22 protein-coding genes are annotated in these 22,517 nt (G+C 63.7%); 3 read left to right on the top strand and 19 right to left on the bottom strand.

Features of this window, described 5'->3' with window-relative positions:
- Positions 1-136: 136 nt before the first annotated feature.
- Positions 137-1,027: a LysR family transcriptional regulator gene (locus LAC81_RS30720; RefSeq protein WP_223728436.1), complete on the bottom strand. Its 891-nt coding sequence runs from the start codon at positions 1,025-1,027 to the stop codon at positions 137-139.
- Positions 1,028-1,033: 6 nt separating this feature from the next.
- On the bottom strand, positions 1,034-1,849 hold the full coding sequence (locus tag LAC81_RS30715) for an SDR family NAD(P)-dependent oxidoreductase (protein WP_223728435.1): 816 nt from the start codon (positions 1,847-1,849) through the stop codon (positions 1,034-1,036).
- A gap of 185 nt (positions 1,850-2,034) precedes the next feature.
- Between LAC81_RS30715 and LAC81_RS30710 the strand changes: the two genes are divergently transcribed.
- Positions 2,035-3,207, top strand: a complete 1,173-nt coding sequence (locus LAC81_RS30710; RefSeq protein ID WP_223728434.1) for a serine hydrolase domain-containing protein — start codon at positions 2,035-2,037, stop codon at positions 3,205-3,207.
- Between the two features lie 2 nt (positions 3,208-3,209).
- Positions 3,210-4,079 carry an arylamine N-acetyltransferase family protein gene (locus tag LAC81_RS30705; RefSeq protein ID WP_223728433.1) on the top strand — a complete coding sequence of 290 codons (870 nt, stop codon included), beginning with the start codon at positions 3,210-3,212 and terminating at the stop codon, positions 4,077-4,079.
- On the opposite strand, the gene LAC81_RS30700 is transcribed toward LAC81_RS30705, so the two are convergent.
- From LAC81_RS30700 to LAC81_RS30680, 5 genes are all read right to left on the bottom strand, one after another.
- Entirely contained in the window at positions 4,051-4,401 is a 351-nt protein-coding gene (locus LAC81_RS30700) for a DUF488 domain-containing protein (protein ID WP_223728432.1), read from the bottom strand. The two genes, LAC81_RS30705 and LAC81_RS30700, sit on opposite strands and share 29 nt — an antisense overlap.
- 88 nt (positions 4,402-4,489) lie before the next feature.
- On the bottom strand, positions 4,490-5,227 hold the full coding sequence (queE, locus tag LAC81_RS30695; protein ID WP_223728431.1) for a 7-carboxy-7-deazaguanine synthase QueE: 738 nt from the start codon (positions 5,225-5,227) through the stop codon (positions 4,490-4,492).
- Positions 5,224-5,580 (bottom strand): 6-carboxytetrahydropterin synthase QueD, encoded by a 357-nt coding sequence (queD, locus tag LAC81_RS30690; RefSeq protein WP_223728430.1) that lies wholly within the window; start codon positions 5,578-5,580, stop codon positions 5,224-5,226. The genes queE and queD overlap by 4 nt, the downstream gene beginning before the upstream one ends.
- The gene (gene queC / locus LAC81_RS30685; RefSeq protein WP_223728429.1) at positions 5,580-6,290 is read right to left on the bottom strand and encodes a 7-cyano-7-deazaguanine synthase QueC; all 711 of its coding nucleotides are present in this window, start codon (positions 6,288-6,290) and stop codon (positions 5,580-5,582) included. Before queC ends, queD begins: the two co-directional genes overlap by 1 nt.
- An 83-nt stretch (positions 6,291-6,373) precedes the next feature.
- The gene (locus LAC81_RS30680; protein WP_223730369.1) at positions 6,374-6,718 is read right to left on the bottom strand and encodes an ATP-binding protein; all 345 of its coding nucleotides are present in this window, start codon (positions 6,716-6,718) and stop codon (positions 6,374-6,376) included.
- Here LAC81_RS30680 and LAC81_RS38465 point away from each other — a divergent pair.
- A complete protein-coding gene (locus LAC81_RS38465) occupies positions 6,668-7,126 on the top strand; it encodes a glutathione S-transferase family protein (RefSeq protein WP_224393527.1) in 459 nt (152 codons plus the stop codon). The genes LAC81_RS30680 and LAC81_RS38465 overlap by 51 nt on opposite strands.
- Positions 7,127-7,202: 76 nt before the next feature.
- Here the strand turns inward: LAC81_RS38465 and LAC81_RS30670 are convergent, their stop codons facing one another.
- The 12 genes from LAC81_RS30670 to LAC81_RS30615 form a co-directional block, all read right to left on the bottom strand.
- Complete coding sequence (locus LAC81_RS30670; protein ID WP_223728428.1) at positions 7,203-7,559, bottom strand: SPW repeat protein; 357 nt, start codon at positions 7,557-7,559, stop codon at positions 7,203-7,205.
- A gap of 205 nt (positions 7,560-7,764) precedes the next feature.
- Positions 7,765-9,504, bottom strand: a complete 1,740-nt coding sequence (gene ggt, locus LAC81_RS30665) for a gamma-glutamyltransferase (protein WP_223728427.1) — start codon at positions 9,502-9,504, stop codon at positions 7,765-7,767.
- Positions 9,505-9,764: 260 nt separating this feature from the next.
- Positions 9,765-11,378: a GMC family oxidoreductase gene (locus LAC81_RS30660; protein ID WP_223728426.1), complete on the bottom strand. Its 1,614-nt coding sequence runs from the start codon at positions 11,376-11,378 to the stop codon at positions 9,765-9,767.
- A 21-nt stretch (positions 11,379-11,399) separates the two neighbouring features.
- Positions 11,400-12,617: a mandelate racemase/muconate lactonizing enzyme family protein gene (locus LAC81_RS30655; RefSeq protein ID WP_223728425.1), complete on the bottom strand. Its 1,218-nt coding sequence runs from the start codon at positions 12,615-12,617 to the stop codon at positions 11,400-11,402.
- 5 nt (positions 12,618-12,622) lie between these two features.
- Positions 12,623-13,900, bottom strand: a complete 1,278-nt coding sequence (locus tag LAC81_RS30650; RefSeq protein ID WP_223728424.1) for an MFS transporter — start codon at positions 13,898-13,900, stop codon at positions 12,623-12,625.
- A gap of 107 nt (positions 13,901-14,007) precedes the next feature.
- Positions 14,008-15,432 (bottom strand): aldehyde dehydrogenase, encoded by a 1,425-nt coding sequence (gene aldA, locus LAC81_RS30645; RefSeq protein ID WP_223728423.1) that lies wholly within the window; start codon positions 15,430-15,432, stop codon positions 14,008-14,010.
- A 195-nt stretch (positions 15,433-15,627) separates the two neighbouring features.
- Complete coding sequence (locus LAC81_RS30640; RefSeq protein ID WP_223728422.1) at positions 15,628-16,533, bottom strand: LysR substrate-binding domain-containing protein; 906 nt, start codon at positions 16,531-16,533, stop codon at positions 15,628-15,630.
- Between the two features lie 230 nt (positions 16,534-16,763).
- Positions 16,764-18,788 (bottom strand): beta-N-acetylhexosaminidase, encoded by a 2,025-nt coding sequence (locus LAC81_RS30635; RefSeq protein ID WP_223728421.1) that lies wholly within the window; start codon positions 18,786-18,788, stop codon positions 16,764-16,766.
- Between the two features lie 78 nt (positions 18,789-18,866).
- Complete coding sequence (locus LAC81_RS30630) at positions 18,867-19,817, bottom strand: ABC transporter ATP-binding protein (RefSeq protein WP_223728420.1); 951 nt, start codon at positions 19,815-19,817, stop codon at positions 18,867-18,869.
- Positions 19,814-20,629, bottom strand: coding sequence for an ABC transporter ATP-binding protein (locus LAC81_RS30625; protein WP_223728419.1), 816 nt, complete (start codon positions 20,627-20,629; stop codon positions 19,814-19,816). The genes LAC81_RS30630 and LAC81_RS30625 overlap by 4 nt, the downstream gene beginning before the upstream one ends.
- A complete protein-coding gene (locus tag LAC81_RS30620; RefSeq protein WP_223728418.1) occupies positions 20,626-21,528 on the bottom strand; it encodes an ABC transporter permease in 903 nt (300 codons plus the stop codon). Before LAC81_RS30620 ends, LAC81_RS30625 begins: the two co-directional genes overlap by 4 nt.
- Positions 21,525-22,508, bottom strand: coding sequence for an ABC transporter permease (locus LAC81_RS30615; protein WP_223728417.1), 984 nt, complete (start codon positions 22,506-22,508; stop codon positions 21,525-21,527). Before LAC81_RS30615 ends, LAC81_RS30620 begins: the two co-directional genes overlap by 4 nt.
- Between the last annotated feature and the right edge of the window lie 9 nt (positions 22,509-22,517).

The following is a 22,517-nucleotide window of genomic DNA, read 5'->3' as shown; positions in this document are numbered from 1 at the left end:
AGCGCGGTCCAAAACCGCCGTCGAGATTTAAGACGCGCGGCGCTTTTCCATCCCGACATCGACAATCGAGAAAATTTCGCGCCTGCGGTGCGGCATGGAGAGCGGTCCTCGCGCAGCAGTCGTCGCGGGAGGCGTGTCAGCTCGGCGGATTGAGTTTCGGTCGCAGAACCGCGAACTCCGAGACAGCGAAGTCTATGAGTTTTCGCACGCGCAGGAGATTGCGTGTCTCCTGATGCACGCCGAGCTTCAGCGACAGGACCGGTGCGGCAACGCCGAGGTCCACGGGAACGATGCCGTCCCGCCCGGCCGCAAGGAAGTGTGGAAGCGTTGCGAGCGCCGTGCCCGTCTCGACAGCGCTCAGCTGTGAGCGAATGGAGTTCGTTCGCAACATCACCCGCGCGTCCGGCAAACGGCCCTTCAGCCAGGTCGAGAGCGAAACCCGCACCGGTGCCTCAGCCAGTTCGACAATGGCATGACCACTGCTCCCCCTCGCATTCGGATGGCCGAAACGATCGAGATAGGCTTGTGTCGCAAACAGGCCGTAGCGGATATCGGCAACCTTGCGCTCGACGGTGTCGCTTTGGTCGAAGCCGCCAAAGCGGAAGGCGATATCGGCATCCCGCCGGGAGAGGTTGAAGCGCCGGCCGTCGTTCAGCAGATGAATGGTAACGCCGGGATGGGCAGCGGCAAATTTCGTCAGGATCGGTGCCAGCAGATAATCGCCGAGCCAGTCGAGGCTTGTCACGGTGATGGTGCCCGCCAGCGCATCGTCCTGCGCCGCGAGGCGACGCTCGACCGCAAGCGCATTCGCCTCCATCTGCTCGAGCGCCGACAGGATCGACAGGCATGCTGCGGTCGGAACGAGGCCGCTTGGTTGCCGCTCGAACAGCTTCTGCTGCGCCTTCTGCTCCAACGTGTCGAGGCGGCGGCTGACCGTCGGCTGGGTCGCGCCCAGCACGCGCGCCGTCGCGCTCAGTGAGCCGTGGCGTGCCAAAAGCTGAACAAGATGAAGTTCTTCCCAGTCCATGGCTCCTCAGGGTTCAGCCGGCCGAGGCGGCTCGCCTCGACGGTAATTCATAGGCACTTTCGTGCCGGCCGTCATGCCCCCGTCGATCGGCAGCACCACGCCTGTGATGAAGCTCGCCTGCTCGGAGCAAAGCCAGAGGACGCTTGTCGCCACTTCCTCCACCCGGCCGAGCCGGCGCATCGGTGTCGAAAGCGCGGCATGCCGCTGGATTTCGGCGCCGGCAGCTTCCAGATGGTGGGTGAGGATCGGCCCGGGCGCGACCACATTGATCCGGATTCCCCGGTCGGCGTAATCGAGCGCTGCAGCCTTCGTCAGCCCGATGATCCCGGCTTTCGCACTGACATAGGCGGCAAGCCCGGACGTGCCGTTAACCCCGGCGACGGAGGCCATGTTGACGATCGCACCACCCTCACCGCTGGCCATCGCTTCGATCTGATAGCGCATGCCGAGGAAGGTGCCGCGCATGTTGGTGCGAATGCCGCGATCAAAACCCGCGATGTCGAGATCGGCCAGCGGCGCCGGTGCCGTTCCGTCCGTCGCATTGTTAAAGGCAGCGTCCAGCCGGCCATAGCGCTGCATCACGTTTGCCAGCGCTCGCCTCATCGCGATCTCGTCACCAACATCGGCCGCGATCGCCAGCGCCTCTCCGCCTGCCTCGCGGATGGAACCCGCCAGTTCGTCGACCGCCGCCTGAGAACGGGAGAGGAGGACGACGGACGCTCCGGCTTGCGCAAAGGCGCGGGCCGTGGCCGCGCCGATACCCTTGCTGGCCCCTGCGACCAGGGCAACCTTTCCGGCAAATCCAGGTTCGTAAGTGTTCATCAATCCGCCTCCATTTGACGCTGCCGCACCGTTCTAGCGCCGGATGGCGATGGCTGCTTCATGCAGGCGCGTATGCCTCCCATACGCGGATCGACGATCGACTTTCGGCGCGAACCGGATTGCCATTGTGCCAGAGCCTTTCTTCGCCATCAGGCGTCGAGCGGTCGCACAAACAGGAGACGGTCATGGATACAAGCGCGATCAGGCAATGGAAATCCGAGGGCCGGAACCGGCTCAAGGCCGAGCTCGATCCGGTGATCGCCGGAGCCCTCGACGAACGTCGGATCCTTGGCACAGTCGTCGAGATCCTTGTTCACGGTGAGCCCGCCTACCGATGTGCCGCCGGCTTTGCCGACCGCGAAGCCGGTCGCCCGATGACCAGAGACGGCATCTTCCTCCTCTCCTCGGTCACCAAGCCGATCGTCACGGTTGCCGCCCTCACATTGGTGCAAAGCGGTAGAGTGGGTCTCGACGATGCCGTGTCGGATTGGCTGCCCGCGTTCAGGCCGCGACTGCCGGACGGCAGTGCGCCTCGGATAACCATTCGCCAACTGCTCACGCACAGCGCCGGTTTGAGCTACGTGTTCATGGAGCAGGGCGATGGACCCTATCATCAACACGCCATCAGCAGCGGCCTTGACGATACCGACGATGATTTCCCTACCCTGCTCGATAAACTCTCCGATATCCCGCTGTCCTACCCGCCCGGAAAGGGTTGGGGTTACTCGATGGGCCTCGACGTGCTCGGTGCGGTCATCGAGCAGGTGACGGGGTCAACGCTGCCGGAGGCAGTCACCGCGCTGGTCACGGGCCCATTGGCGATGATCGACACCGCCTACGCGGTGACGGACACAGGCAGGCTCGTGACGCATTACGGCGACGGGTCGCCGCAGCCACGGCGCCTCGCCAGTGACGACGCAGTTCCCTTCTTCGGCAATCCCGTCCGCTTCTCGCCCGGGCGCATCTTCAATCCACGGGCGTTTCCCTCCAGTGGTGCCGGCATGGCGGGCACCTCCGGCGATGTGATCCGCCTTCTCGAAAGCCTGAGAACCGCGCATTCGCCAGTGCTTGACGACGCGTCCGCCCGTTCGATGTTCGACATTCAGGCAAGGACGGGCGGCCTGGCCTCGGGGCCCGGGTGGGAGTTCGGTTTCGGCGGTGCGGTCCTTGTCGAACCCAAGATCGCCGGAACACCGCAGTCGCGCGGAACGCTGCAATGGGACGGCGCCTACGGCCACAAGTGGTTCGTCGACCCGGCCCGCGGCCTGACCGTCATTGCGCTGACCAACACCGCCTTCGAGGGTATGAACGGGCGCTTCCCGGTCGATCTCCGCGACGCCATCTATCGAAGCCTCTGACCATGCGAAGCGCCCCATATCCTGTCGACGTCGACCGTTACTTCGCTCGCATCGGTTATGCCGGGCCGCGATCGCCCGACCTGGCAACGCTTGGCCGTATCGTTGCTCGTCATGCGGCGTCGATCCCCTTCGAGGCGATCGATGTGCTGCTCGGCCGCCCGATCGAGCTGTCGCCAGCGGCAATCGACACCAAGCTCATCGACCGCAGGCGCGGCGGCTACTGCTTCGAGCAGAACAGCCTGTTGCAGCGCGTGCTCAGGACGCTCGGCTATCGCGTGGAACCGTTGATGGCCCGCGTCCTGTGGATGCGCGAGCCCGACGGGCCGCCACCGGCATGGTCGCATATGGCGCTCCGCGTTTTCGTAGGCGGGGTCGGCTACCTTGCCGATGTCGGCTTCGGCAGTTGCGTGCCGACCGGACCGCTGCGTTTCGACCGGACCACGCCGCAGCCGACGCCACATGAGCCGTTCCGCGTCAACCGGACATTGGAGGGCTTCCTGCTTGACGCACAACTCGGTCGCGATTGGGTCCCGGTCTACGAAGTATCGCCGGCGGTTTGCGGAGAGGAAGCCTTTCGGGTCGCGAACATCGCAACATCGACCCATCCGCAATCACTTTTCCGCCAGAACCTGTTGGTGGCCCTGACTACCGAGGAGGCACGCAAGGTTCTGTTCGGAAACCGGCTGACGATCCGCGACAGAAACGGCACGGTCACGCGGCAAGATCTCGATGCTCCGGCCATCGAACGTGCTCTGACCGGCGTGTTCGGACTACCTTTCAGGACGATTGGCGCCGTATCATCACCCGCTTCGGCGGTCCCGTGGTGCCGGACTGACGCTGCGTCTATCGGTGCCTCATCACATATTCCTTGAGGATCATCGCGTGATTATGCACCTCGTCCTTGACGCTGTAGAGCAAGATCACGGGACCGGCATCGATCCGCTGGAGCAACTGCTCTACGGCAGTCGGGTTACCGTCGAGCTCGGCAATGTATCGTTCGCTGAATTCGGTCCAGTTGCCCTGGTCTCCATGAAACCAGCGGCGCAGTTCGGTCGAAGGGGCAATCTCCTTCAGCCACAGATCGACCGCCGCTTCCGCCTTGGTCATCCCGCGCGGCCAAAGACGATCGACAAGAATGCGCATGCCGTCGCCGTCAGCCTTCGGCTCGTAGACACGTTTCGTGTTCACTTGCATGGTCGTTTCGCCCCGCGGGTATTGCTCCCCTTTGGACCATAGCGGAAGGCCATTGTCCAATCGAGCATCTGGGCGAGGCGCTTGCGGCCTACACGCCGCGCCGATTGCCCCAGAGCAGGACGTGCAGCTGCGGCAGAACGCGTGCCTCGAACCAGCGGTCCTCCGTCACCTTGCCGACGAGCCACAGCATGCGGTCGATGATGCCGTCGATATCGACGGTCGCATCGTCATCGTCGGGCGGCGGCGGGGTGTGATTGCCGGGCTGCAGGTAGAGCGGCTCATGCGGGTAACGGGTCGCCGCATCGCGGGCATAGGCATAGTCACGTTCGTCGAAGACAACGATCTTCAGCGCTACCTGCGGTCCATCCGCTGCCATGCGAAGACAGTCGTCGAAGGCCTGCCAATCGGTGTCCATACCACTCGACGGCGGCTTCGGGCTCAGGACCAGAACATCGAGATCGGCGAACCAGTCCTTCGCGATGCTGCCCTGCGTCTCCAGCGCAAAGCGGTAGCCTTCCTCTCGCCCCCGCGCAATCAGAGGGCCTAGCGGCTGGATCGCCGGATTGCCGCCCGAAAGCGACACCGTCAGCGGCTTGCCGCCAGAAAGCCTGACAATCTCCTGCCAGATCTCCTCGACGCCCATCGGCAGCCATTGATCGCGGTATTCGCTGTCGACCGCGTGCAGCGTGTCGCACCAGCTGCAGCGATAATCGCAGCCGCCCGTGCGCACGAACACGGTCGGGAGCCCGATCAGGATGCCCTCGCCCTGGATCGTCGGCCCGAAGATCTCACTGACGCGAATGCGCGTTTCACCGGGCGCGCTCATGGTCGGTATTCCGCCCAGGTTTTCGGCGTCTCGCTGACACGGACGGCAGACGTTTCCGGCAGCCGTGCCTTGCACCAGTCGTAGAAATGCTTCGCCAGACATTCGGCCGTCACCCGGTCATGACCGAGAACGTCGTTCAGATGGCGATGGTCGAAGGTCTCGTCGATGTAGCGCTTCAGCGGCGAAAGCTCGTGATAGTCACGGACGAAACCATGCTCGTTCAGCTCCTCCCCGGCAAGCTCGACTTCAACGATGTAGTTGTGGCCGTGCAGCCGTGCACATTGGTGCTCTGCCGGCAGGCTCTTCAGCTGATGCGAGGCGGAGAAATGGAACTCCTTGGTGATCCGGAACATCACTTCACCTCCTCGGCCGCATAGTTCGCGGTCGCAGCGACCCAGAAATCCGGATTCTCGTACTCGGTCGGATCCGCAATGCCGGCGAGGTGGAAGGCCTCCCGCCGCTCGACACAGGTGCCACAACGGCCGCAGTGGCGTGCTCCGCCCTTGTAGCAGGACCACGTCTCTTCGAAGGGTGTCGCGTGACTTGCGCCGTCGGAGACGATATCCGCCTTCGAGATCGTCACGTAGGGCGCGTAGAGCTTGACGTCGGCGTAGCCGTCGAGCGCCTGGTTCTGCATCGCCTGGAATGCGTCGATGAAGCCGGGGCGGCAATCCGGGTAGATGAAATGGTCGCCGCCGTGCACGGCTACGGCCACCGCGTCCGCCTTCTGCGCCGCTGCCAGCCCGAAGGCGATGGCGAGCATGATGGCATTGCGGTTCGGAACAACCGTTGCCTTCATCGTTTCTTCGGCATAGTGGCCGTCAGGCACGTCGACATCATCCGTCAGCGCCGATCCGGTGAGATGGGCGCCGATGGCGCGGATGTCGATGATCTGATGCGGGACCTTCAGCCGCCGGGCGCAGGCGGCCGCAAAGTCCAGTTCCTTGCGGTGTCGCTGACCATAGTCGAAGGAGAGCAGGCCAATAAGCTCGTGCTCCGCCGCGACCTTGTGCGCAAGCGATACCGAGTCCAATCCGCCGGAGCAGATGACGATTTTCTTCATGATAGGTGTCCTTGTTTTGACCGGGTAGGCTGCGACCGGATTACGGGGCGCCTTCTAGGCCAAAGCAGGGGCAATGGGAAGCTTTATGTTGGGAGCGCGGGAAGCCGGGCCTGCGCGACAGCCTCTTTGCCAAAGGCCATGCGGAAACAGGCGCCACCGCTTGGCGACGTCAGAACCGTCATTTGAGCGCCATGCCGCCGGGCAATCTGCAACACGAGATTGAGCCCGAGCCCCGCGCCTCGATCCCGCGGCTTCAAGCGGTAGAATGGCTCGAATATGCGTTCGCGCTCCGCCTCGGGAACGCCGGGACCGTCGTCACAGATTTCGATCACGCCTTCCCGCTCCACCCTTATGGCGATCAATCCCTGGTTTCCGGCATGCTCGATCGCGTTTTGAACCAGGTTGATGATCGCCCGCCTGAGGCGCAAGATCCGCGGCAATGTCGCGGCACAATTCGACAAGATCTACTTCGGAAGGCGGCTTGGCGTTTGCTTCCAGCCGCTGCAGATCGAGCAACTGCTCTGGAGGACGACAGCAGCATTCAGGACCATGCAAAATCGCTCATCCTCGGCCGTCCTGACGTCATGAACAGGAGGCTTGCGAGCAGAGGGCCCTATATTCTCGGTCCGCGCTTTTCGGTGGCCGATTTCTACCTGTGTTTCTGGATCGCCTATCTCGACGTGGATGGCGTGTGCGACCGATGCCCACAGGTGGCCAATCTCTACGAATTGGTGCGCTCGCGTCCGAGCGCCAGCCGATATCTCGATGAAACGGAAAGAGCAGCGGCAAGCTACGCAGAGATGCTGAAACGCACTCCCGGCGGGGTCATCAGCTAGCGGAGGGGGGTCAAAGGGTCAGCATTTGCTCGCGGCCCGGAGCTGCGGCGCCGGGCCGCGACTTCTCTGCTCATCATCATGCGTGTGCATGCGGGTGCTGGCGTTCGTCCCAGACTGACCAGATCGCGAGCGCGGTCACCAACGCCCCGAGGACGACATGCGTCCACATGGGGTGGGGACTTGTCGAGAATCCAAGCAGCCAAGGCGAAGCAATCAGCCAAAGCCCGACGATGAGGCTTGCCCATTCCTCCCATTCCGCAAACATGGCAAGCGTCGCGATTGCCAGAACGCCGAGCACGATGGCGGCGCCCCAAGCGTTCCAGGCCGGAACGCTCTCGACAACGAAACCCATGATCCAGGGAGAGACGAACAGGCAGACGGCGAGAACCAGATTGATCCAGTCCTGCGCTTTCTTTCCTTCCATCAGTGCCATGACAACCTCCACGAATGAAGCTTGATCAAAGCGTACGACCGCGTGCGGCGCACGCTCTGGAAATTATAATAAATTCAACCGAAAACGCTTTCAAATCTTTTTCGCGCGAGCGCGCAGTGATCGCACGCGCCAATTTGCGCAGCGGACCGGCATTCCGCTGTCAAACGGTGCCAAAGCACAGTCCGTGTACCTTTTCGCCGGGGCTCTAGTAGCCGCGCGCAGCACCCGCGCCTATGCGGCTATCGACGGCGCCATTGTAGCGGGCGCCGCCGCCGGCCCCGATGTCGGACAGGCTTTCGCCGCCGACGAGAATGCCGGTCGCCTGCCCCCAGATCGTCCAGCTTTCGTCTATCTGGACGTTGTGGCCCATGGCCGACAGAAGCTTGCGGGTATCGGGCGAGAGCGCATAGGGCTCCATGAAGACCTTATCCGGCAGCCACTGGTGATGGATACGCGGCGCGTCGACCGCTTCCTGAATGTTCATGCCGTGGTCGATGACGTTGAGGATCGCTTCGAGCGTGATGGTGATGATGCGGGCGCCGCCCGGGCTGCCGATCACCATGAAGGGTTTGCCGTCCTTGGCGATGATCGTCGGGCTCATCGACGACAGCGGCGTCTTGCCGGGCGCGATCGCGTTGGCCTCGCCCTGCACCAACCCGTAGAGGTTGGGCACGCCGGGCTTGGCGGTGAAATCGTCCATCTCGTTGTTGAGCAGGATGCCGGTTCCGGGCGCCACCACACCGGCGCCGAAGGATCCGTTCAGCGTATAGGTGACGGCGACGGCGTTGCCCTCGTCGTCGATGATCGAATAATGCGTCGTCTCCTTGCTTTCACCGAACCCCTTGGGGATCAGCGTTGCGGAAACGCCGGCGCGGAACGGATCGATCTTGGCGCGGATTTCCTTTGCATAGGCCTTGTCGGTGAGCTTGGCGACGGGGTTTTCGACGAAGTCCGGATCGCCGAGCGACGTGTTGCGGTCGACATAGGCATGACGCATCGCCTCAATCATCACATGCACGGTCTCCGCGGCGCCATAGCCCATGTAGGAAATCGGGTAGCCTTCGAGAACGTTGAGGATTTCGCAGATGATCACGCCGCCGGAGGACGGCGGCGGCGAAGAGACGATGTCATAGCCACGATAGTTGCACTTGACCGGCTCCAGTTCGCGCACGGAGTAGCGCTCGAAATCGGCCTTGGCGAGCACGCCGCCTTTCTCCGCGCTCGCCTTGACGATCTGGTCGGCAATCGCGCCCTTGTAGAAGGCGTCGGTGCCCTTCTCGGCGATGCTCGAAAGCGATGCGGCAAGGTCGGTCTGGACCAACTTCTCGCCGGCGACGAAAGGCTTGCCGTCCTTCAGGAAGATCGCGGCCGCGGCCGGGTCCTTGGCGAGCCTGTCCGTTTCGCCCTCAAAGGAATCTATATCGCCCTGCTCCAGCACGAAGCCGTCCTTGGCAAGCGCGATGGCCGGCGCGATCAGATCGGCAAGCGGCTTCGTGCCATAGCGACTGCGGGCCACTTCAAAGCCCATGACCGGCCCCGGGACACCGACGGCGAGATAGCCCTCGGTGCTAAGGCCATCGACGACGTTACCCTTGGCGTCGAGATACATGGTCTTGGTCGCACCTTGAGGTGCGCGTTCGCGGAAGTCGAGGAAGGTGGTCTTGCCATCCTTGAAGCGGATCGTCATGAAGCCGCCGCCGCCGATATTGCCCGCGGTCGGATAGGTGACGGCAAGCGCATAGCCGACGGCAACGGCCGCATCCACCGCATTGCCGCCGCTTTTCAGCACGGCGACGCCGATATCGGACGCCAGGTGCTGCGCCGTCACCACCATGCCATGTTCGGCCTTGACCGGCTCCGGCGAGGCCGCCTGCACCGCCCAGGGCGTCAGGCTCAACGAAACAAACGCGGTGACGGGCAGGTTCTTCAAGCGGAAACTCAGCATGCGTCTCTCCCTCGCAGGCGTTGCTCGCAGTGCTTTGCAGGCGACCGCAACGCGGACGCTCCCCACCACGCCCAAGCGTGGCGGCAACAATCTTTCGGCCAGGCAAGCACTGATTGTAGGCGGCTATGAAGTCACGGGAGTATAGCCACGCTCGATCGGCGATGGCAATTCACACCTTGCCAATCGCAGCGCTTGCGTTCGCGGCCGGCCCCTGCGTCGGGTTCCCCACGTCACCGAGCGGATATCCATTGGCGTCTTCGTCAGGCGGCATCCGCCAGAATGAGATCGGCGCCCTTCTCCGCAACCATCATCGTTGGCGCATTGATGTTGCCGGCGGTGATGTTGGGGAAGATCGAGGCGTCGACGACGCGAAGACCGGGAACACCGTGGACCTTCAGGCGACTGTCGACCACCGAACTCGCCTGGTCCGGCCCCATCGCGCAGGTGCCGCAGAGGTGATAGATCGAGCCGGAGTTTTCACGGAAATAATCCATCAGCGCTTCGTCGCTTTCGACGCGTGGCGCCGGCGAGATTTCTTCGGCCGTCAGCGAAGAGAGTGCCGCGGCCGACGCGATCCGGCGGACAAGCCGGCTTCCCTGCAGCACCTCATCGATGTCGCGATCGGTCGTCAGGTAGTTCGGCCGGATCAGCGGTTTCACCGAGGGGTCGCCGGACGCGATCGAGATGCTGCCGCGGCTCGTCGGCCGGCAGGAATTGAAGCAGATCAGGTAGCCGGGATAGGGCTCCGGCCTCAGGCCGGCCTTCGGATCCGTCGGGATGCGGTATGAGAGCGGATTGAAATAGAGCTGGATGTTCGGGCGCTCTTCGTCGGGCCGGCCGCGGAAGAAACCGCCCGCCTGGTTGACGCTCATCGAGAACGGTCCCTTGCCGGTCAAGAGATACTGCAGACCGAGCCGCATCTGGCCGAAGAGGCTGCCAAACTCATCGTTGAGCGTCGGGATCGTCGCGCGATAATAGAAGCTGGCGCAGAGATGATCCTGCAGGTTCTGGCCGACGGCCGGCATATGTCGGCGCGTTTCGACCCCGAGCGACGACAGCGTCTTGCCGTCGCCGATACCCGAGACCTGCAGCAGCTGCGGGCTACCGACCGCGCCGGCGGCCAGGATGACTTCGCGCCCCGCCGTGAAGCGGCGACGCTTGCCATTCTGAATGACATCGACGCCGGTCACGCGCCCATCTTCGCCGAAGACCAGCCGCTCGGCCTGCGCGTAGCGTTCGATCGTGAGATTGGGACGCTTGAGGGCGGGCCTCAGATATTCCGCGCTCGAATGCGAGCGGCGACCATTGTTGGTGTTAACGTCGTAGACACCGGCGCCCTCGATCGAGGCACCGTTGAAATCTTCGTTGAGCGGCAATTGTAGCGAACCGCAGCTTTCGAGGAATGCATCGGTGATCGGGTGCGTCATGCCGCGCATCGGCGTGATGTGGATTGGCCCTTCGCCGCCGTGCCACTCCGATGATCCCCGGGCATGGGTTTCGAGCCGCCGGAAATAGGACAGCACGTCGTCATAGCCCCAGCCCGCATTGCCGGCGTTCTTCCAGTCGTCGAAGTCGTCGCGCGCGCCGCGCACATAGATCATCGCGTTGATCGAGCCGGAGCCGCCCTGGACCTTGCCACGCGGCACGTAGATGCTGCGATCCTGAAGCTCGGCCTCGGGCTCGCTCGAATACATCCAGTTGACCGCGGGGTTGTAGTAGCTGCGGGCATAGCCGACCGGGATCTTGAACCAGAAGGAATTGTCGTTGCCGCCGGCCTCGATCAAAAGCACCTTGTGGCGACCGTTTTCGCTGAGCCGACTCGCAAGAATGCAGCCCGCCGACCCGGCGCCGACGATGATGTAGTCGTAGATCATCTCGATATCCTATCGTCGGAGTTATCCGCGTGCCGGCGCAAAGGCCTTCACGTCCGCCGGCCGGCTGTCCATCTGCAGGTGCAGGCGCTCGCCGGTGTAGGGCGTGTGATTCTCGACGACATCCATGTTGAGCTCGATGCCGAGACCAGGTTCGCGCGACGGGATGATATAGCCGTCCTCGACGATGAGCTTGGTCTTCAGCACGTCCGCATGGAACCCGCTGAAATCGAGGATCGCCTCATGGATGAGGAAGTTTGGTGTGGCGGCAGAAAGCTGGATGCTGGCGGCGGCGCCCACCGGGCCGTTGTAGAGATGCGGCGCGATCTGGGCGTAGTAGGCCTCGGCCATGCCGGCGATCTTCTTCGCTTCGAGAAGCCCGCCGACGCGCGCGACGTTCATCTGCAGGATCGAGGCGGCCTTGAGTTCGAGGATGCGCTGGAACTCGTATTTGGTCGTCAGGCGCTCGCCGGTCGAAATCGGAATGGAGGTCGCACGCGCCACCTCGGCCATCGCCGCTTCCTGGCCCGGAGGAACCGGCTCTTCGAACCAGAGCGGGTCGTATTTTTCGAGGCGCCGCGCCAGCCGGATCGCCGAGGACGGCACCATCTGGCCGTGCGTGCCGAAGAGCAGATCGGCGCTGCTTCCGACAGCCTCGCGGATCTTGCAGCAGAATTCCTCCGAGCGATCCATCACGCCGAGCGAAAGCTGGTGGCCGGAATAGTTGGTATAGGGACCTGCCGGGTCGAACTTGACGGCGGTGAAGCCCATCTCGACCATTTCGACGGCGCAGTCGGCGGCGAGATCCGGGTCGTTGAAATCGAACTCGCCGGCGGCATTCTTCGGATAAAGATAGGTATAGGCGCGCAGCTTCTCGTGCACCGTGCCGCCCAAGAGGTCTGCGACCGGCCGGCCGGCGGCCTTGCCGATGATATCCCAGCAGGCGATTTCGAGGCCCGAGACGATGCCCATCATCGTCGGGTCCGGGCGCTGGGTGAAGCCGCTCGAATAGGCCGAGCGCCAGAAGCGCTCGATCTGGTGCGGGTCATGGCCGAGCAGATGCCGCTCGAAGACGTCCTCGATCAGCGGTGTCAGCGCCTTCGGATGGAACGAGGTCGCGTAGATCTCGCCGATGCCCTCGATGTCGCAGGCGGTCGTGAGGCGCACGAAGATCCAGTACATGCCACCCACATGCGGCGGCGGGACGGCGACGGCATAGGTCTTGAGAGACGCAATCTTCATGGGGGTCATCCCTTTTTCTTGAGGCGGGCCATCAGCGCCAGGGTGGCGATGGCGCCGAGGACGCAGACGGCGGCGATGTAGCCGAAATAGAACTGGTAGCCGGTGATGCCGGGATAGCGGTCCGACAGGTATCCGTTGACGAGCGGCAGGTAGGTGTCGGGCGCATAGCCGACGAGCGAGATAATGCCGATGGCAAGCCCGGTGAGGTTGGCCGGCACGTGGCAATCGTCGAGGATCGCCCAATAGAGGCCGCGGATCGTATAGGTGATGAGACCGACGAGCAGCACCAGTCCGACGAAGAGGACCGTGGAGCCGATGCCCGGCAGGGCGATCATCGCCACGAGGCTGGCGGCTGCGACGATGAAGCTCAGGAGCAGGATGCCGGTCTTGCCGTAGCGGTCGCCGAGCAAGCCGCCGCCGATACCGCCGACCGGGCGCAGCCACAGCTTGATCGTGACGATCAGGCCGGCCATGGCGGCGGAAATGCCGAAGCCGCCTTCCTGCAGATAGGCCGAGAAGCTGTAGGTCGCAAGGAAGACGTGATAGCCGCAGAAGATGATGGCGGCGACCAGCCACACCTCGGGGATACGGAGCAGCGTCTTGATGTCGGCAAGCAGGTTGCCTTCGCGCATACGCGCGCCCTTGTCGACAGCGACGGGCTGCGAGACGGTGAAGTAAGCGACGCCGACGACGATGCAGAAGATGGCATAGAGCAGCACGACATCGCGGAAGCCCATGGCAAGCGCGGCGCCGCGCGTTTCCGTCGTGAAGACGAAGAGCGCGATGGCGACGCTTGCCAGCAACGCCTCGACCAGGCCGCGACCACCGTCGAGAATACCGAAGAAGCGTCCCTGCTCATTGGCGCCGGCAATCAAGTTCACCTGCTTCAGCGTGGCGGCCCAGAACGTCAGGCCCGTCGTGACCCCGAAGCCGCAATAGATGACGAGCAGCGATGAGTAACCGGGCAGCGTCGCATACCAGAGGCCGAGCAGACCGGTGCCAACCATGGAGATGAGGATGAGGATTCGGGGCTGGACGCGGTCGGCAAGCCAGCCGCTCGGCAGGTAGCCGACAAGGAAGCTGGTGCCGAGAATGGAATAGAGGACGCCAAGCTCGGTGTTCGAGAGCTTCAGCACCTCCAGCATCGTCGTCTGGTAGGACTGGCGCAGATAAAGGATCGAATAGATCGCACCGGCAGCGATCACGATCAGCGCCAGTTGCAGATAACGGCTGCTGGCCGACACGGACGGCGCGGCGATTTCTGTTTCGGAAATTGAGCTCAAGGGTCGTCTCCTCCCAGACCGATGGCGGGAGCATGCCATCGGCCCGGTCTTGATGTTGATGTCCGGACAATTCCGGTTCCCATCCGGAATTGCGTCATTTCAAAAGATCAGTGTTTCAGGACGACGAGGCGGGTCTGGGTGAATTCCAGCATGCCATGCTTGCCGTCGTCGCCGCCGAGGCCCGAGCGTTTCCAGCCGGCGTGGAAGCCCTGATAGGGATCCGCCGGGAAGCGATTGACGTAGAGTTCGCCGGCCTCGATCGCATCGCTGGTTCGCATGACGGTGCGGTAGTTCTCGGTGAAGAGTACCGAGCTCAGCCCGAACTGATGGTCGCTCGCCAGCGCCAGCGCCTCCTCGAACGTCGAGTAGCGAATTACCGCAAGCACCGGCCCGAAGACCTCCTCGCGCACGATCTCCATTTCCTGGCGGCAGCCGGAAATCAGCGTCGGCGGATAGAAGTAGCCTGGCCCCTCCGGCAAGTAACCACCGGTCTCGACCATTCCACCTTCGGCCTTCGCCTGCTCGACCATTGCATGCACGCGTTTCTGCGCGGCGGCATTGGCGAGCGGGCCCATGCGGGTCGCATCCTCGGCGCGGTCGCCGAAGGCGCGGGCGGAAAAGCCTTCACGCAGCTTGGCGAGCAGCGTGTCATGCACGCTTTCGTGTACGTAGAGCCGCTCGGCGCTGGTGCAGACCTGGCCGCAATGGGCGGTCTTGGCGGCGATGATCATCTGGGCCACCGCGTCGAGGTCGGCATCCGGCTCGACGATCACGGGCGTCTTGCCGCCGAGTTCGAGAGAGGGCTTGGCGATGTTTTCCTTGCAGTAGTCGAGCACGATGCGGCCGGCCGAAACGCTGCCGGTCAGCGTGATCATGCCGACGCCGGGATGGGTGCAGAGCGTTTTCGCAACGTCATGCGACATGGTGAGGATGTTGACGAGACCTTCCGGCAGGCCGGCCTCGACGATCGCTTCGGCAAAAACGAAGGCGGATGTCGGCGTGTTGTTGCTCGGGCGCACAACGACGGCGTTGCCGGCAATGAGCGCCGGGGCGATCTTCCGCACCAGCGTATAGATCGGATAGTTGAACGGGATCAGGCAGGCGGCAACGCCGATCGGCACACGCTTGAGGAGAAGCGTTTCGCCGGGATTGTCGCTTTCGATCACTTCGCCCTCGATGCGGCGGGCCCATTCGGCGTGGTAGCGCATCAGTTCGGCGCCGTAGATGACTTCGGCGGTCGCGTCGGCAAGGCTCTTGCCCGACTCTTTCGCCAGAGCCGCGCCGATGTTTTCGGCTCGGCTTTCCAGCACGCCCGCCAAGTGGCGGAGCGTTTCACCGCGCCGAATGGCCGGCAGTGCCGCCCAGGCACGCTGCGCCTTCACGGCTGCCTCGACCGCTGCTTTCGCCTCGTCGTCCGTTGCCGCCGGCACCGATGTGAAGACCTGGCCGGTTGCCGGATTGCGGACGTCGATCGTCGCCGAAGACGTGCTTTCGGTGAAACGACCGCCGGAAAAGTTGCGATAGGGGCTCATGGCATCTCGGACGTGTTGGCCGCGGCTCCGGGCGCCAAAGGCGCGCGGGACAAGCGGACTGCGCGGGAGAGAGCGCGACGAGCGACAGCCCGTCTCTCTCCCTGACCGAGACCGTCACGAAACTGTTGCGACGATAGGCCCGGAGGCACAAGCGAGTAATTTTCAGCGACAGCATTCCAAAATGGAATGTTTGGCTCAGGCAGCCCGATCGGCCGCCACCTCCGCCAGCAGCCAGGCGCGAAAGGTATCGACCTTGCTGTCGGTCCCCGCCGGCGGCCGCGTGACGAACCAGTACGATTCGTGCCCCTCGACCTCAACATCGAAGAGCTGCACCAGTTGCCCCGATTGGAGTTGATTGCGAACCATCGAACGATCGGCGACGGTGACGCCCAGCCCCGCGCAGGCCGCCTCGATCGCAAGATCGAGCAGGTCAAATTCGAGGCCACCGCGGGTATCGACATCCTGGAACCCGGCCGCATCCAGCCAATGACGCCAGGTCAGATAACGCCGGTCGGGCGAGGCGAGCACGTGCAGGAAGGTAAAGCGTTGGAGGTCGGTCGGCCCCTCGATTTTCACCCCTTTGAGCAGCGATGGCGCGCAGACGACAACGTGCCGTTCCGTCATCAGGATGCTGGCATCCAGCATCGGCCACTCGCCATCGCCGAAGCGGATGGCGCAGTCGAGAAGACCGCGCTCGGCAAGCGTATCCGTCGCTTCGGTGCTGAGGCTGATATCGACGTCGGGCAGGGCTGCGCGCAGCCGCGGCAGACGCGGCAGCAGCCAGCGCTTGGCAAAGGTCGGTGGAACGTTGATCCGCAAGCGGTTCTGGTTGCTCTTCTCGGTGATGCTGCGCAGCGAAACCTCGATGCTGTGAAACGCTTCCTGGATCGTCGCCAGCAATTCGGCCCCGGCCGGCGTCAGTTCGAGATGATGATGGCGGCGTATCAGGAGGTCTTCGCCGAGCTCGTCCTCAAGGTTGCGAACCTGGCGGCTGACCGCACTTTGCGTGAGGTTGAGCCGCTCGGCCGCCCGCGTGAAGCTGCGGGTCTGCCCGACCACTTCGAAGACCTTCATCGCCGACAGTCCAGGAAGTCTTCGCATCGATAACTTGGCCTCAGGAAACGCTGCACCCCCGCGGATTGTCGCGGGATCGATGTTTACTTTTGCGTGCCATGCGCCTGCGCACAAGCACGAAAATCCAAACCGCACCCTACTGATCACAGGCATGCGCCCGGTTGTCTCGCAACGACAAACGGCGGCTCTCGCCGCCGTTTACCTATCCAATCCATCGCCTGGCCAAGCCCAGACGAAAACTGGAAACTCACGCGCTCCTACTCCGCAGCGTAAAAGCCGTAGAGAACAGGCATCAGCCCGACCAGGGCCTCGAAACGCTTGAAGGACTTGCGCTCCGGCCGCGTCCAGCCGGTTTCGGCCAGCGCCGAAAGCCGGGGGAAGACCAGCCGGTCGAAGACGGCGCGATCGGTCATCGGCTCCGACCAAATGCAGCACTGCACGCCGAGCAGATGTTTCTTCTGCGCATCCGTCCAGCCCTCCACGGGATCAAATGTGTAGAGCTTTTCCGGATCCGACCAGCCGGCCCAGCTGCCGCCGGGCTCCGACCAGGCCGGGCTGTTGGCCATGTCGAGATAGTAGACCTGGCCGGGGCAGACGACGATGTCGTAGCCATCCTCCGCAAGTGCTGCCGATGCCTCGACCGTGCGCCAACCGAAGAGCAGCGATTTCTCCTTGTCGATGACATTGCCATGGGCCGCCTCCTGCCAGCCGCCGGTGATGCAGCCGCGGCTTGCCAGGAATTTCTGGACGCGCGCCAGGAACTCGCCCTGCAGCACCGCGGCGCCCGAACCGTCGATCTCATCGGCACCATGGGTGTTGGTAACGACGTTCAGCCGCTTGGAATGGGTATCGGCGACCTCGTCGCCGGCGAGCGCGCGCAGCCGTGCCAGTGCTTCCGGCGAACCGGACCAGGCACCGAGCGGCACCTCGTCGGCACCGACATGGATCGTCCGCATCGGGAAGAGTTCGATCAACTCGTCGAAGATGACTTCCAGCACGCGATAGGTCTCTTCGCGCGCCGGGTTAAGGCAGTTGTCGGGAAAGCCCTGGACCGAATGATAGCTGCCCTTCTCGTCGGGATCGCGCAGCTCGGGGATCGCCTGCAGCATTGCATAGGAATGGCCAGGGATGTCGATTTCCGGCATCACCTCGATGCCGAGGCTTGCTGCCAGCGCCACGATCTGGCGGACCGCCGCCTTGGTGTAGTAGCCGCCGGTCGGTTCAGGCCCAGAGCCGAGCAGCGGCGGAATCTTGCGGCCATGGCCGCGCCAGGCACCGATTTCGGTCAGCGCCGGATAGGCTTCGACCTCGATGCGCCAGGCCTCGTCATCGGTCAGGTGCCAGTGAAAGCGGTTGAGCTTGTTCCAAGCCATCAGTTGCAGGAAACGCTCGACCTCGGCGGTGCTGTAGAATTGGCGAGCGACGTCGAGATGGGTGCCGCGCCAGGCAAGCGCCGGTTCGTCCTTGATCTCCCCGCCCGTCGGAAACACGAAGGTGGCCGGATGCGACCGTGCACCACGCAGGACCTGACCGAGCGTGATCAGGCCGTAGAGGATGCCCGTCTGGCTACCGCCCGAAACGGCGACGCCGGCGGGCGAGAAACGGATCGTGTAGGCCTCCGGCCCAAAGTCTGCTGCCTTTGACAGAGCGACCGGGAAGCCGCCCTCCGCCGCCGGTCGGACGATGCCCTCGACCGGAAACAGGCTGGCCGTGAGATCGGCAAAGGCCTTCGCCGCGGCGGACGCTTCACTGCCTTCGGCCTTCAGGTCAAGGCCCGGAGGCGCCAGCAACTGACTGGAGACCGCAACAGCCTGCGGCCAGGGCACGATCGAGACCGGCACCGGCGCCACCTTCGGCACCGGATAGACGGCGGCGCCGCGCTTCAGCTCGGCATTGTCACCGTGCGCCCGCGAGGCAAGCACGGCCACCGGCGCATTCGTGCCGTCGGAAAGCACCAGAAAGGCGGCGTTGGCGCCGTCGGTCCAATGACGCGGCTCGAAGCTCATACCATGGGCCTTGAGCGTCCAGGTCGCGCCGGGCTTCAGCTCAAACCCTTCGGGTGGCGCGAATTCGGCATAGTTGGAGAGTCGGATCAGAAGCTGCCCGCCCTCGACCTCGGCGGCAGGATCGATGCGCGCCGGGCCGGAGACGCCGAGGCGAAAACCCTTGATTGGCCGATCCGAATTGTTGGTGAGCGTCAGCGCATAGACCGACTTGTCGGCCGTGCCGACCGGCACCCAGAGCGTTTCCAGAAGGTAGTCAGATTTGGCGGCAAACGTCATCAAATGGCTCCGTGAAAGATTGGTCTCTGCGGATGGCCGGAAGGCCAGCCGGCTTCTTGGGGAATGCGGGTCCTCGGTTCACATAGCTCCCGTCGGCGTTTGGCCAAGGGCACGGACGAAGTGGTTCACGGTAACTTCTTCCACCACGTCGGAAGCCGGACGGCTCTTTCGCCGCACCTCTTCGGCATGGGCGAGGAAGCGGGCGCTTTGCCCCGGCACGAACGGTCGGTCAGGATCGGGGACCGCGGAAAGAAGCAATTGCGTATAGGGGTGCCGGGGATCGCCGATGACGGCGCTGGTTTCGCCCCACTCGACCATTTGGCCTGCAAACATCACCACGACCTCCTCGGCAATGTGGGCGGCCGTAGCGATATCGTGGGTGATGTAGAGCATGGCGAGGTTGCGCTCGCGCTTGATGCGCGCGAGCAGTTCCAGGATGTCGAGGCGGATCGACACGTCGAGCATCGATGTCGGCTCGTCGGCAACGAGCACATCCGGCCCGACGGCAAGCGCCCGAGCAATGTTGACGCGCTGGCGCTGGCCACCGGACAGTTCGTGCGGAAACTTTCGTGCCGTCACATCGGCGTCCAGACCGACATCGGCGAGCAGACGCGCGACGGCAGCTTTCGCCTCGCCCCCGTTCTTGGCGTGACTATGCAAAAGCAGCGGCCGCGCAAGATGGTGGTAGATGGAGAACACCGGGTTGAGTGAGGCGAAGGGATCCTGAAACACCATCTGGATCGCCCGGCGACGCATCTTTTCCTCGGCCCTTCCTCCGGCCTGGGTAACGTCGGCGCCGCGAAACGCCATCGTCCCCGATGTCGGCGCATCGAGCCTTGCGACGATGCGGGCGCAGGTGGTCTTGCCACATCCGGATTCGCCGACCAGCGCCAGCGCCCGGCCGGGCTTCAAGGCGAGCGAAACGCCGCGCAAGGCCTCGACGACCCCGAAGCTGCGCCTGATATCGTTGAGGCGCACGATTGCGTCGTCTTCACCAGCCATTGTCGTCGCTACCGGCATGACGTTCATTCGACGACCCCCAGGCTGCGGACGGATGACGGCAGTTGCGGGATCGCGCCCCAAAGTTTCCGTGTATAGTCATGCTCAGGCGCACGGCTGATCTGATGCGTGTCGCCGACCTCGACCAGTTGCCCCTTCAACATAACACCGATGCGATGGCAGAGCTGCGCCATCAGGTGCAGGTCGTGGGTGATGAACAGTACCGAGAAGCCGAGGCTTCGCTGCAGGTCGACGAGCTGCTCCAGGATTTCCCGCTGCACGACCACATCGAGCGCCGTCGTCGGCTCGTCCATGATGACCAGTTCCGGCTTAAGCGCCAGGCAGATCGCAATGACGATGCGTTGCCGCATGCCGCCGCTGAACTGGTGCGGATAGTCGTCGAGACGGTTGATCGGGATTCCAACGAGCCGAAACATCTCTTCGGCCCGGGCGCGGGCCTGCGGCCGCGTCGCGCCGGTGTGGCGACGCAGCACGTCGAAGAACTGCGCCTCGACCCGCATCAGCGGATTGAGCGAGTTCATGGCGCTCTGGAAAACCATACCGATCCGCCGCCAGCGCACGTTCTGGAGTGCGGCTTCCGGCATCTTCAGGAGGTTCTCGCCGTTAAGCAGGATCTCGCCGCCAGCCACCCAGGCCGGCGGTTTCGAGAGCCGTGTGATCGCATAGGCAATCGTGCTCTTGCCACAGCCGGATTCTCCGGCAAGGCCGAAGAGTTCGCCGCGGCGCACCTCGAACGAGACATCGTTGACCGCACGAAAAGCACCATCGTCGAGCAAGTAATCGACGTTGAGGCTGCGGATTTCCAGGAGCGCGTCGCTCATCGGGCCGCCTCCAGTTCGCGGCGGCGCAGTCGCGTGAGACGCAACCACCGGCTCAATGCCGGGCCGGAGCGAAGCTGCGGATTGGCAATCTCGTCGAAGGTGAAATTGATCAGGGCGAGACCGAGTCCAACAAGGGCAATGCCTGCGGCCGGGACAGCGATATCCCACCAGGCGCCAACCATGATCGCGGAGGAATTCTGGGCGTTGTAGAGCATGGTGCCCCAGGTCACCCGGAGCGGATCGCCGAAGCCGAGATACTCGAGCGTCGTCTGGGCGACGATGGCATAGATGATGCTGCCGACGACGTTGATGCCGATCAGCGGCACCAGATTGGGCAGGATCTCCACGAAGATGACGCGCCAGTGCGGCTCGCCGACCATGCGCGCCGCCACCACGAATTCGCGTTGCCTCAGCGCCATGGTCTGTGACCGCGTCATCCGCGCGCCCCAGGGCCAGGAGGTGAGCGCAATGATCGCCATGATCGCCATTGGACCGACCGTGCCGGCGAAGGAGGCAAGCAGGATCAGCAAGGGGATGTTGGGAATGACCAGCACCGCGTTTGTCGCAAGGTCGAGCGTCGCGTCGGTGCGTCCGCCGAAATAGCCGGCGACAAGGCCGACGATCGTGCCGAGCGCGGTGATCGCAAGGCCGGTGGCGAAGCCGACGGCCAGCGACGGCCGGGCGCCCCAGACGAACTGCGAAAAGACGTCGCGGCCCATCTTCGTCGTGCCGAAATAGTGTTCGACTGTCGGCGGCTGGTGCGAACGGCCAACACGCTCGCTCGGGTCGCCGGGCGCAATTACGGGGGCGAACAGCGCCATCAGGCAGAGCGTGACAATGATAACGAGCCCGGCGACGGCCTTTTTCTGCCGCCAGAACAAGGAGACACCCGCATTCATGCCCTGCCCTCCCGAATGCGCGGGTCGACCACGCCGTAGATCAAATCGACCAACAGGTTGGCCCCGAGCGTGGCGATCGTCATCAGGAGAAGCTGCCCCTGGATGACAGGATAGTCGCGCGCGACGCTCGCCGTGTAGAGCGTCAGGCCGAGGCCTGGATAGTTGAAGACGATCTCGGTGACGATCGAGCCGCCGAAGACCGCTCCCAGCATCAGCGCGAGGTTGGTCAGCACCGGCAGCATGGCGTTGCGCGCCGCATAACCAAACATCACGGCCGCTTCGGACAGGCCCTTGGCGCGACCCATGGTGACATAGTCCTCGCCGAGCACCGAGATCATGCTGGAGCGCATGGTCGTCTGGAATTCGCCGATGAGGTAGGGCGAGAGCGTCAGCACCGGCATGATCGCATGCAGGAAGACGCTGCCGAAGAAGGTGAAGTTCAAGCCGGGATCTAGGCTCGGATCGTAGGCGTAGCCGACCGGCAGCAGCCGGAGCGTGACCCCGAAGGTGAACAGCGTCGCAAGCGCAATGATCACAGGCGGCACTGCGATCAGCACGACCGAAAACGGCGAAACGAAACTGTCGAACCGGCCGCCGCGACGCCAGGCGGAAATTGCGCCGAGCAGCACGCCGATCGAGAGCGAAAAGACGATGGCGGTAACGACGAGGAACGCCGTCCAGCCGGCCGACCGGCCGAGAACCTCGACGACGGTCTGCGGATAGTACTTGACCGAGACGCCGAGGTCGAAATGGGCAAGCCCGACGACATAGTCGACGAACTGCTGCCAGATCGGCTGGTCGATCGCGCCGAAGCGCGCCTTGATCGCCTCGATGGCCGCGGGCGTTGCCCGCGGTCCGAGTTGGGCGATCATGCTGTCGACAGGGCTCCCCGGCATCATCCGGGGAACCGCGAAATTCATGACGATCGCGAAGAGGAACGCCACGCAGTAGACGGCAAGCCGCCGGCGGGAAAGCCACATCGTCGGGCC

It is taken from the genome of Ensifer adhaerens, assembly GCF_020035535.1.
Lineage (GTDB): Bacteria > Pseudomonadota > Alphaproteobacteria > Rhizobiales > Rhizobiaceae > Ensifer.
Note: the sequence above shows the minus strand (reverse complement) of the source record. Positions and strands in the feature narration are given on the sequence as shown.

What these genes read in the sequence shown, in the direction of transcription:
- aldA (WP_223728423.1), bottom strand. Translation starts at nt 15,432, where the DNA reads ATGAGCCCCTATCGCAACTTTTCCGGCGGTCGTTTCACCGAAAGCACG.
- LAC81_RS30615 (WP_223728417.1), bottom strand. Translation starts at nt 22,508, where the DNA reads ATGTGGCTTTCCCGCCGGCGGCTTGCCGTCTACTGCGTGGCGTTCCTC.
- queC (WP_223728429.1), bottom strand. Translation starts at nt 6,290, where the DNA reads ATGAAGAAAATCGTCATCTGCTCCGGCGGATTGGACTCGGTATCGCTT.
- LAC81_RS30620 (WP_223728418.1), bottom strand. Translation starts at nt 21,528, where the DNA reads ATGAATGCGGGTGTCTCCTTGTTCTGGCGGCAGAAAAAGGCCGTCGCC.
- LAC81_RS30625 (WP_223728419.1), bottom strand. Translation starts at nt 20,629, where the DNA reads ATGAGCGACGCGCTCCTGGAAATCCGCAGCCTCAACGTCGATTACTTG.
- ggt (WP_223728427.1), bottom strand. Translation starts at nt 9,504, where the DNA reads ATGCTGAGTTTCCGCTTGAAGAACCTGCCCGTCACCGCGTTTGTTTCG.
- LAC81_RS30630 (WP_223728420.1), bottom strand. Translation starts at nt 19,817, where the DNA reads ATGAACGTCATGCCGGTAGCGACGACAATGGCTGGTGAAGACGACGCA.
- LAC81_RS30655 (WP_223728425.1), bottom strand. Translation starts at nt 12,617, where the DNA reads ATGAAGATTGCGTCTCTCAAGACCTATGCCGTCGCCGTCCCGCCGCCG.
- LAC81_RS30660 (WP_223728426.1), bottom strand. Translation starts at nt 11,378, where the DNA reads ATGATCTACGACTACATCATCGTCGGCGCCGGGTCGGCGGGCTGCATT.
- LAC81_RS30700 (WP_223728432.1), bottom strand. Translation starts at nt 4,401, where the DNA reads ATGCAAGTGAACACGAAACGTGTCTACGAGCCGAAGGCTGACGGCGAC.
- LAC81_RS30670 (WP_223728428.1), bottom strand. Translation starts at nt 7,559, where the DNA reads ATGGCACTGATGGAAGGAAAGAAAGCGCAGGACTGGATCAATCTGGTT.
- LAC81_RS30710 (WP_223728434.1), top strand. Translation starts at nt 2,035, where the DNA reads ATGGATACAAGCGCGATCAGGCAATGGAAATCCGAGGGCCGGAACCGG.
- LAC81_RS30720 (WP_223728436.1), bottom strand. Translation starts at nt 1,027, where the DNA reads ATGGACTGGGAAGAACTTCATCTTGTTCAGCTTTTGGCACGCCACGGC.
- LAC81_RS30715 (WP_223728435.1), bottom strand. Translation starts at nt 1,849, where the DNA reads ATGAACACTTACGAACCTGGATTTGCCGGAAAGGTTGCCCTGGTCGCA.
- LAC81_RS30705 (WP_223728433.1), top strand. Translation starts at nt 3,210, where the DNA reads ATGCGAAGCGCCCCATATCCTGTCGACGTCGACCGTTACTTCGCTCGC.
- LAC81_RS30635 (WP_223728421.1), bottom strand. Translation starts at nt 18,788, where the DNA reads ATGACGTTTGCCGCCAAATCTGACTACCTTCTGGAAACGCTCTGGGTG.
- queD (WP_223728430.1), bottom strand. Translation starts at nt 5,580, where the DNA reads ATGTTCCGGATCACCAAGGAGTTCCATTTCTCCGCCTCGCATCAGCTG.
- LAC81_RS30640 (WP_223728422.1), bottom strand. Translation starts at nt 16,533, where the DNA reads ATGCGAAGACTTCCTGGACTGTCGGCGATGAAGGTCTTCGAAGTGGTC.
- queE (WP_223728431.1), bottom strand. Translation starts at nt 5,227, where the DNA reads ATGAGCGCGCCCGGTGAAACGCGCATTCGCGTCAGTGAGATCTTCGGG.
- LAC81_RS38465 (WP_224393527.1), top strand. Translation starts at nt 6,668, where the DNA reads ATGCTCGATCGCGTTTTGAACCAGGTTGATGATCGCCCGCCTGAGGCG.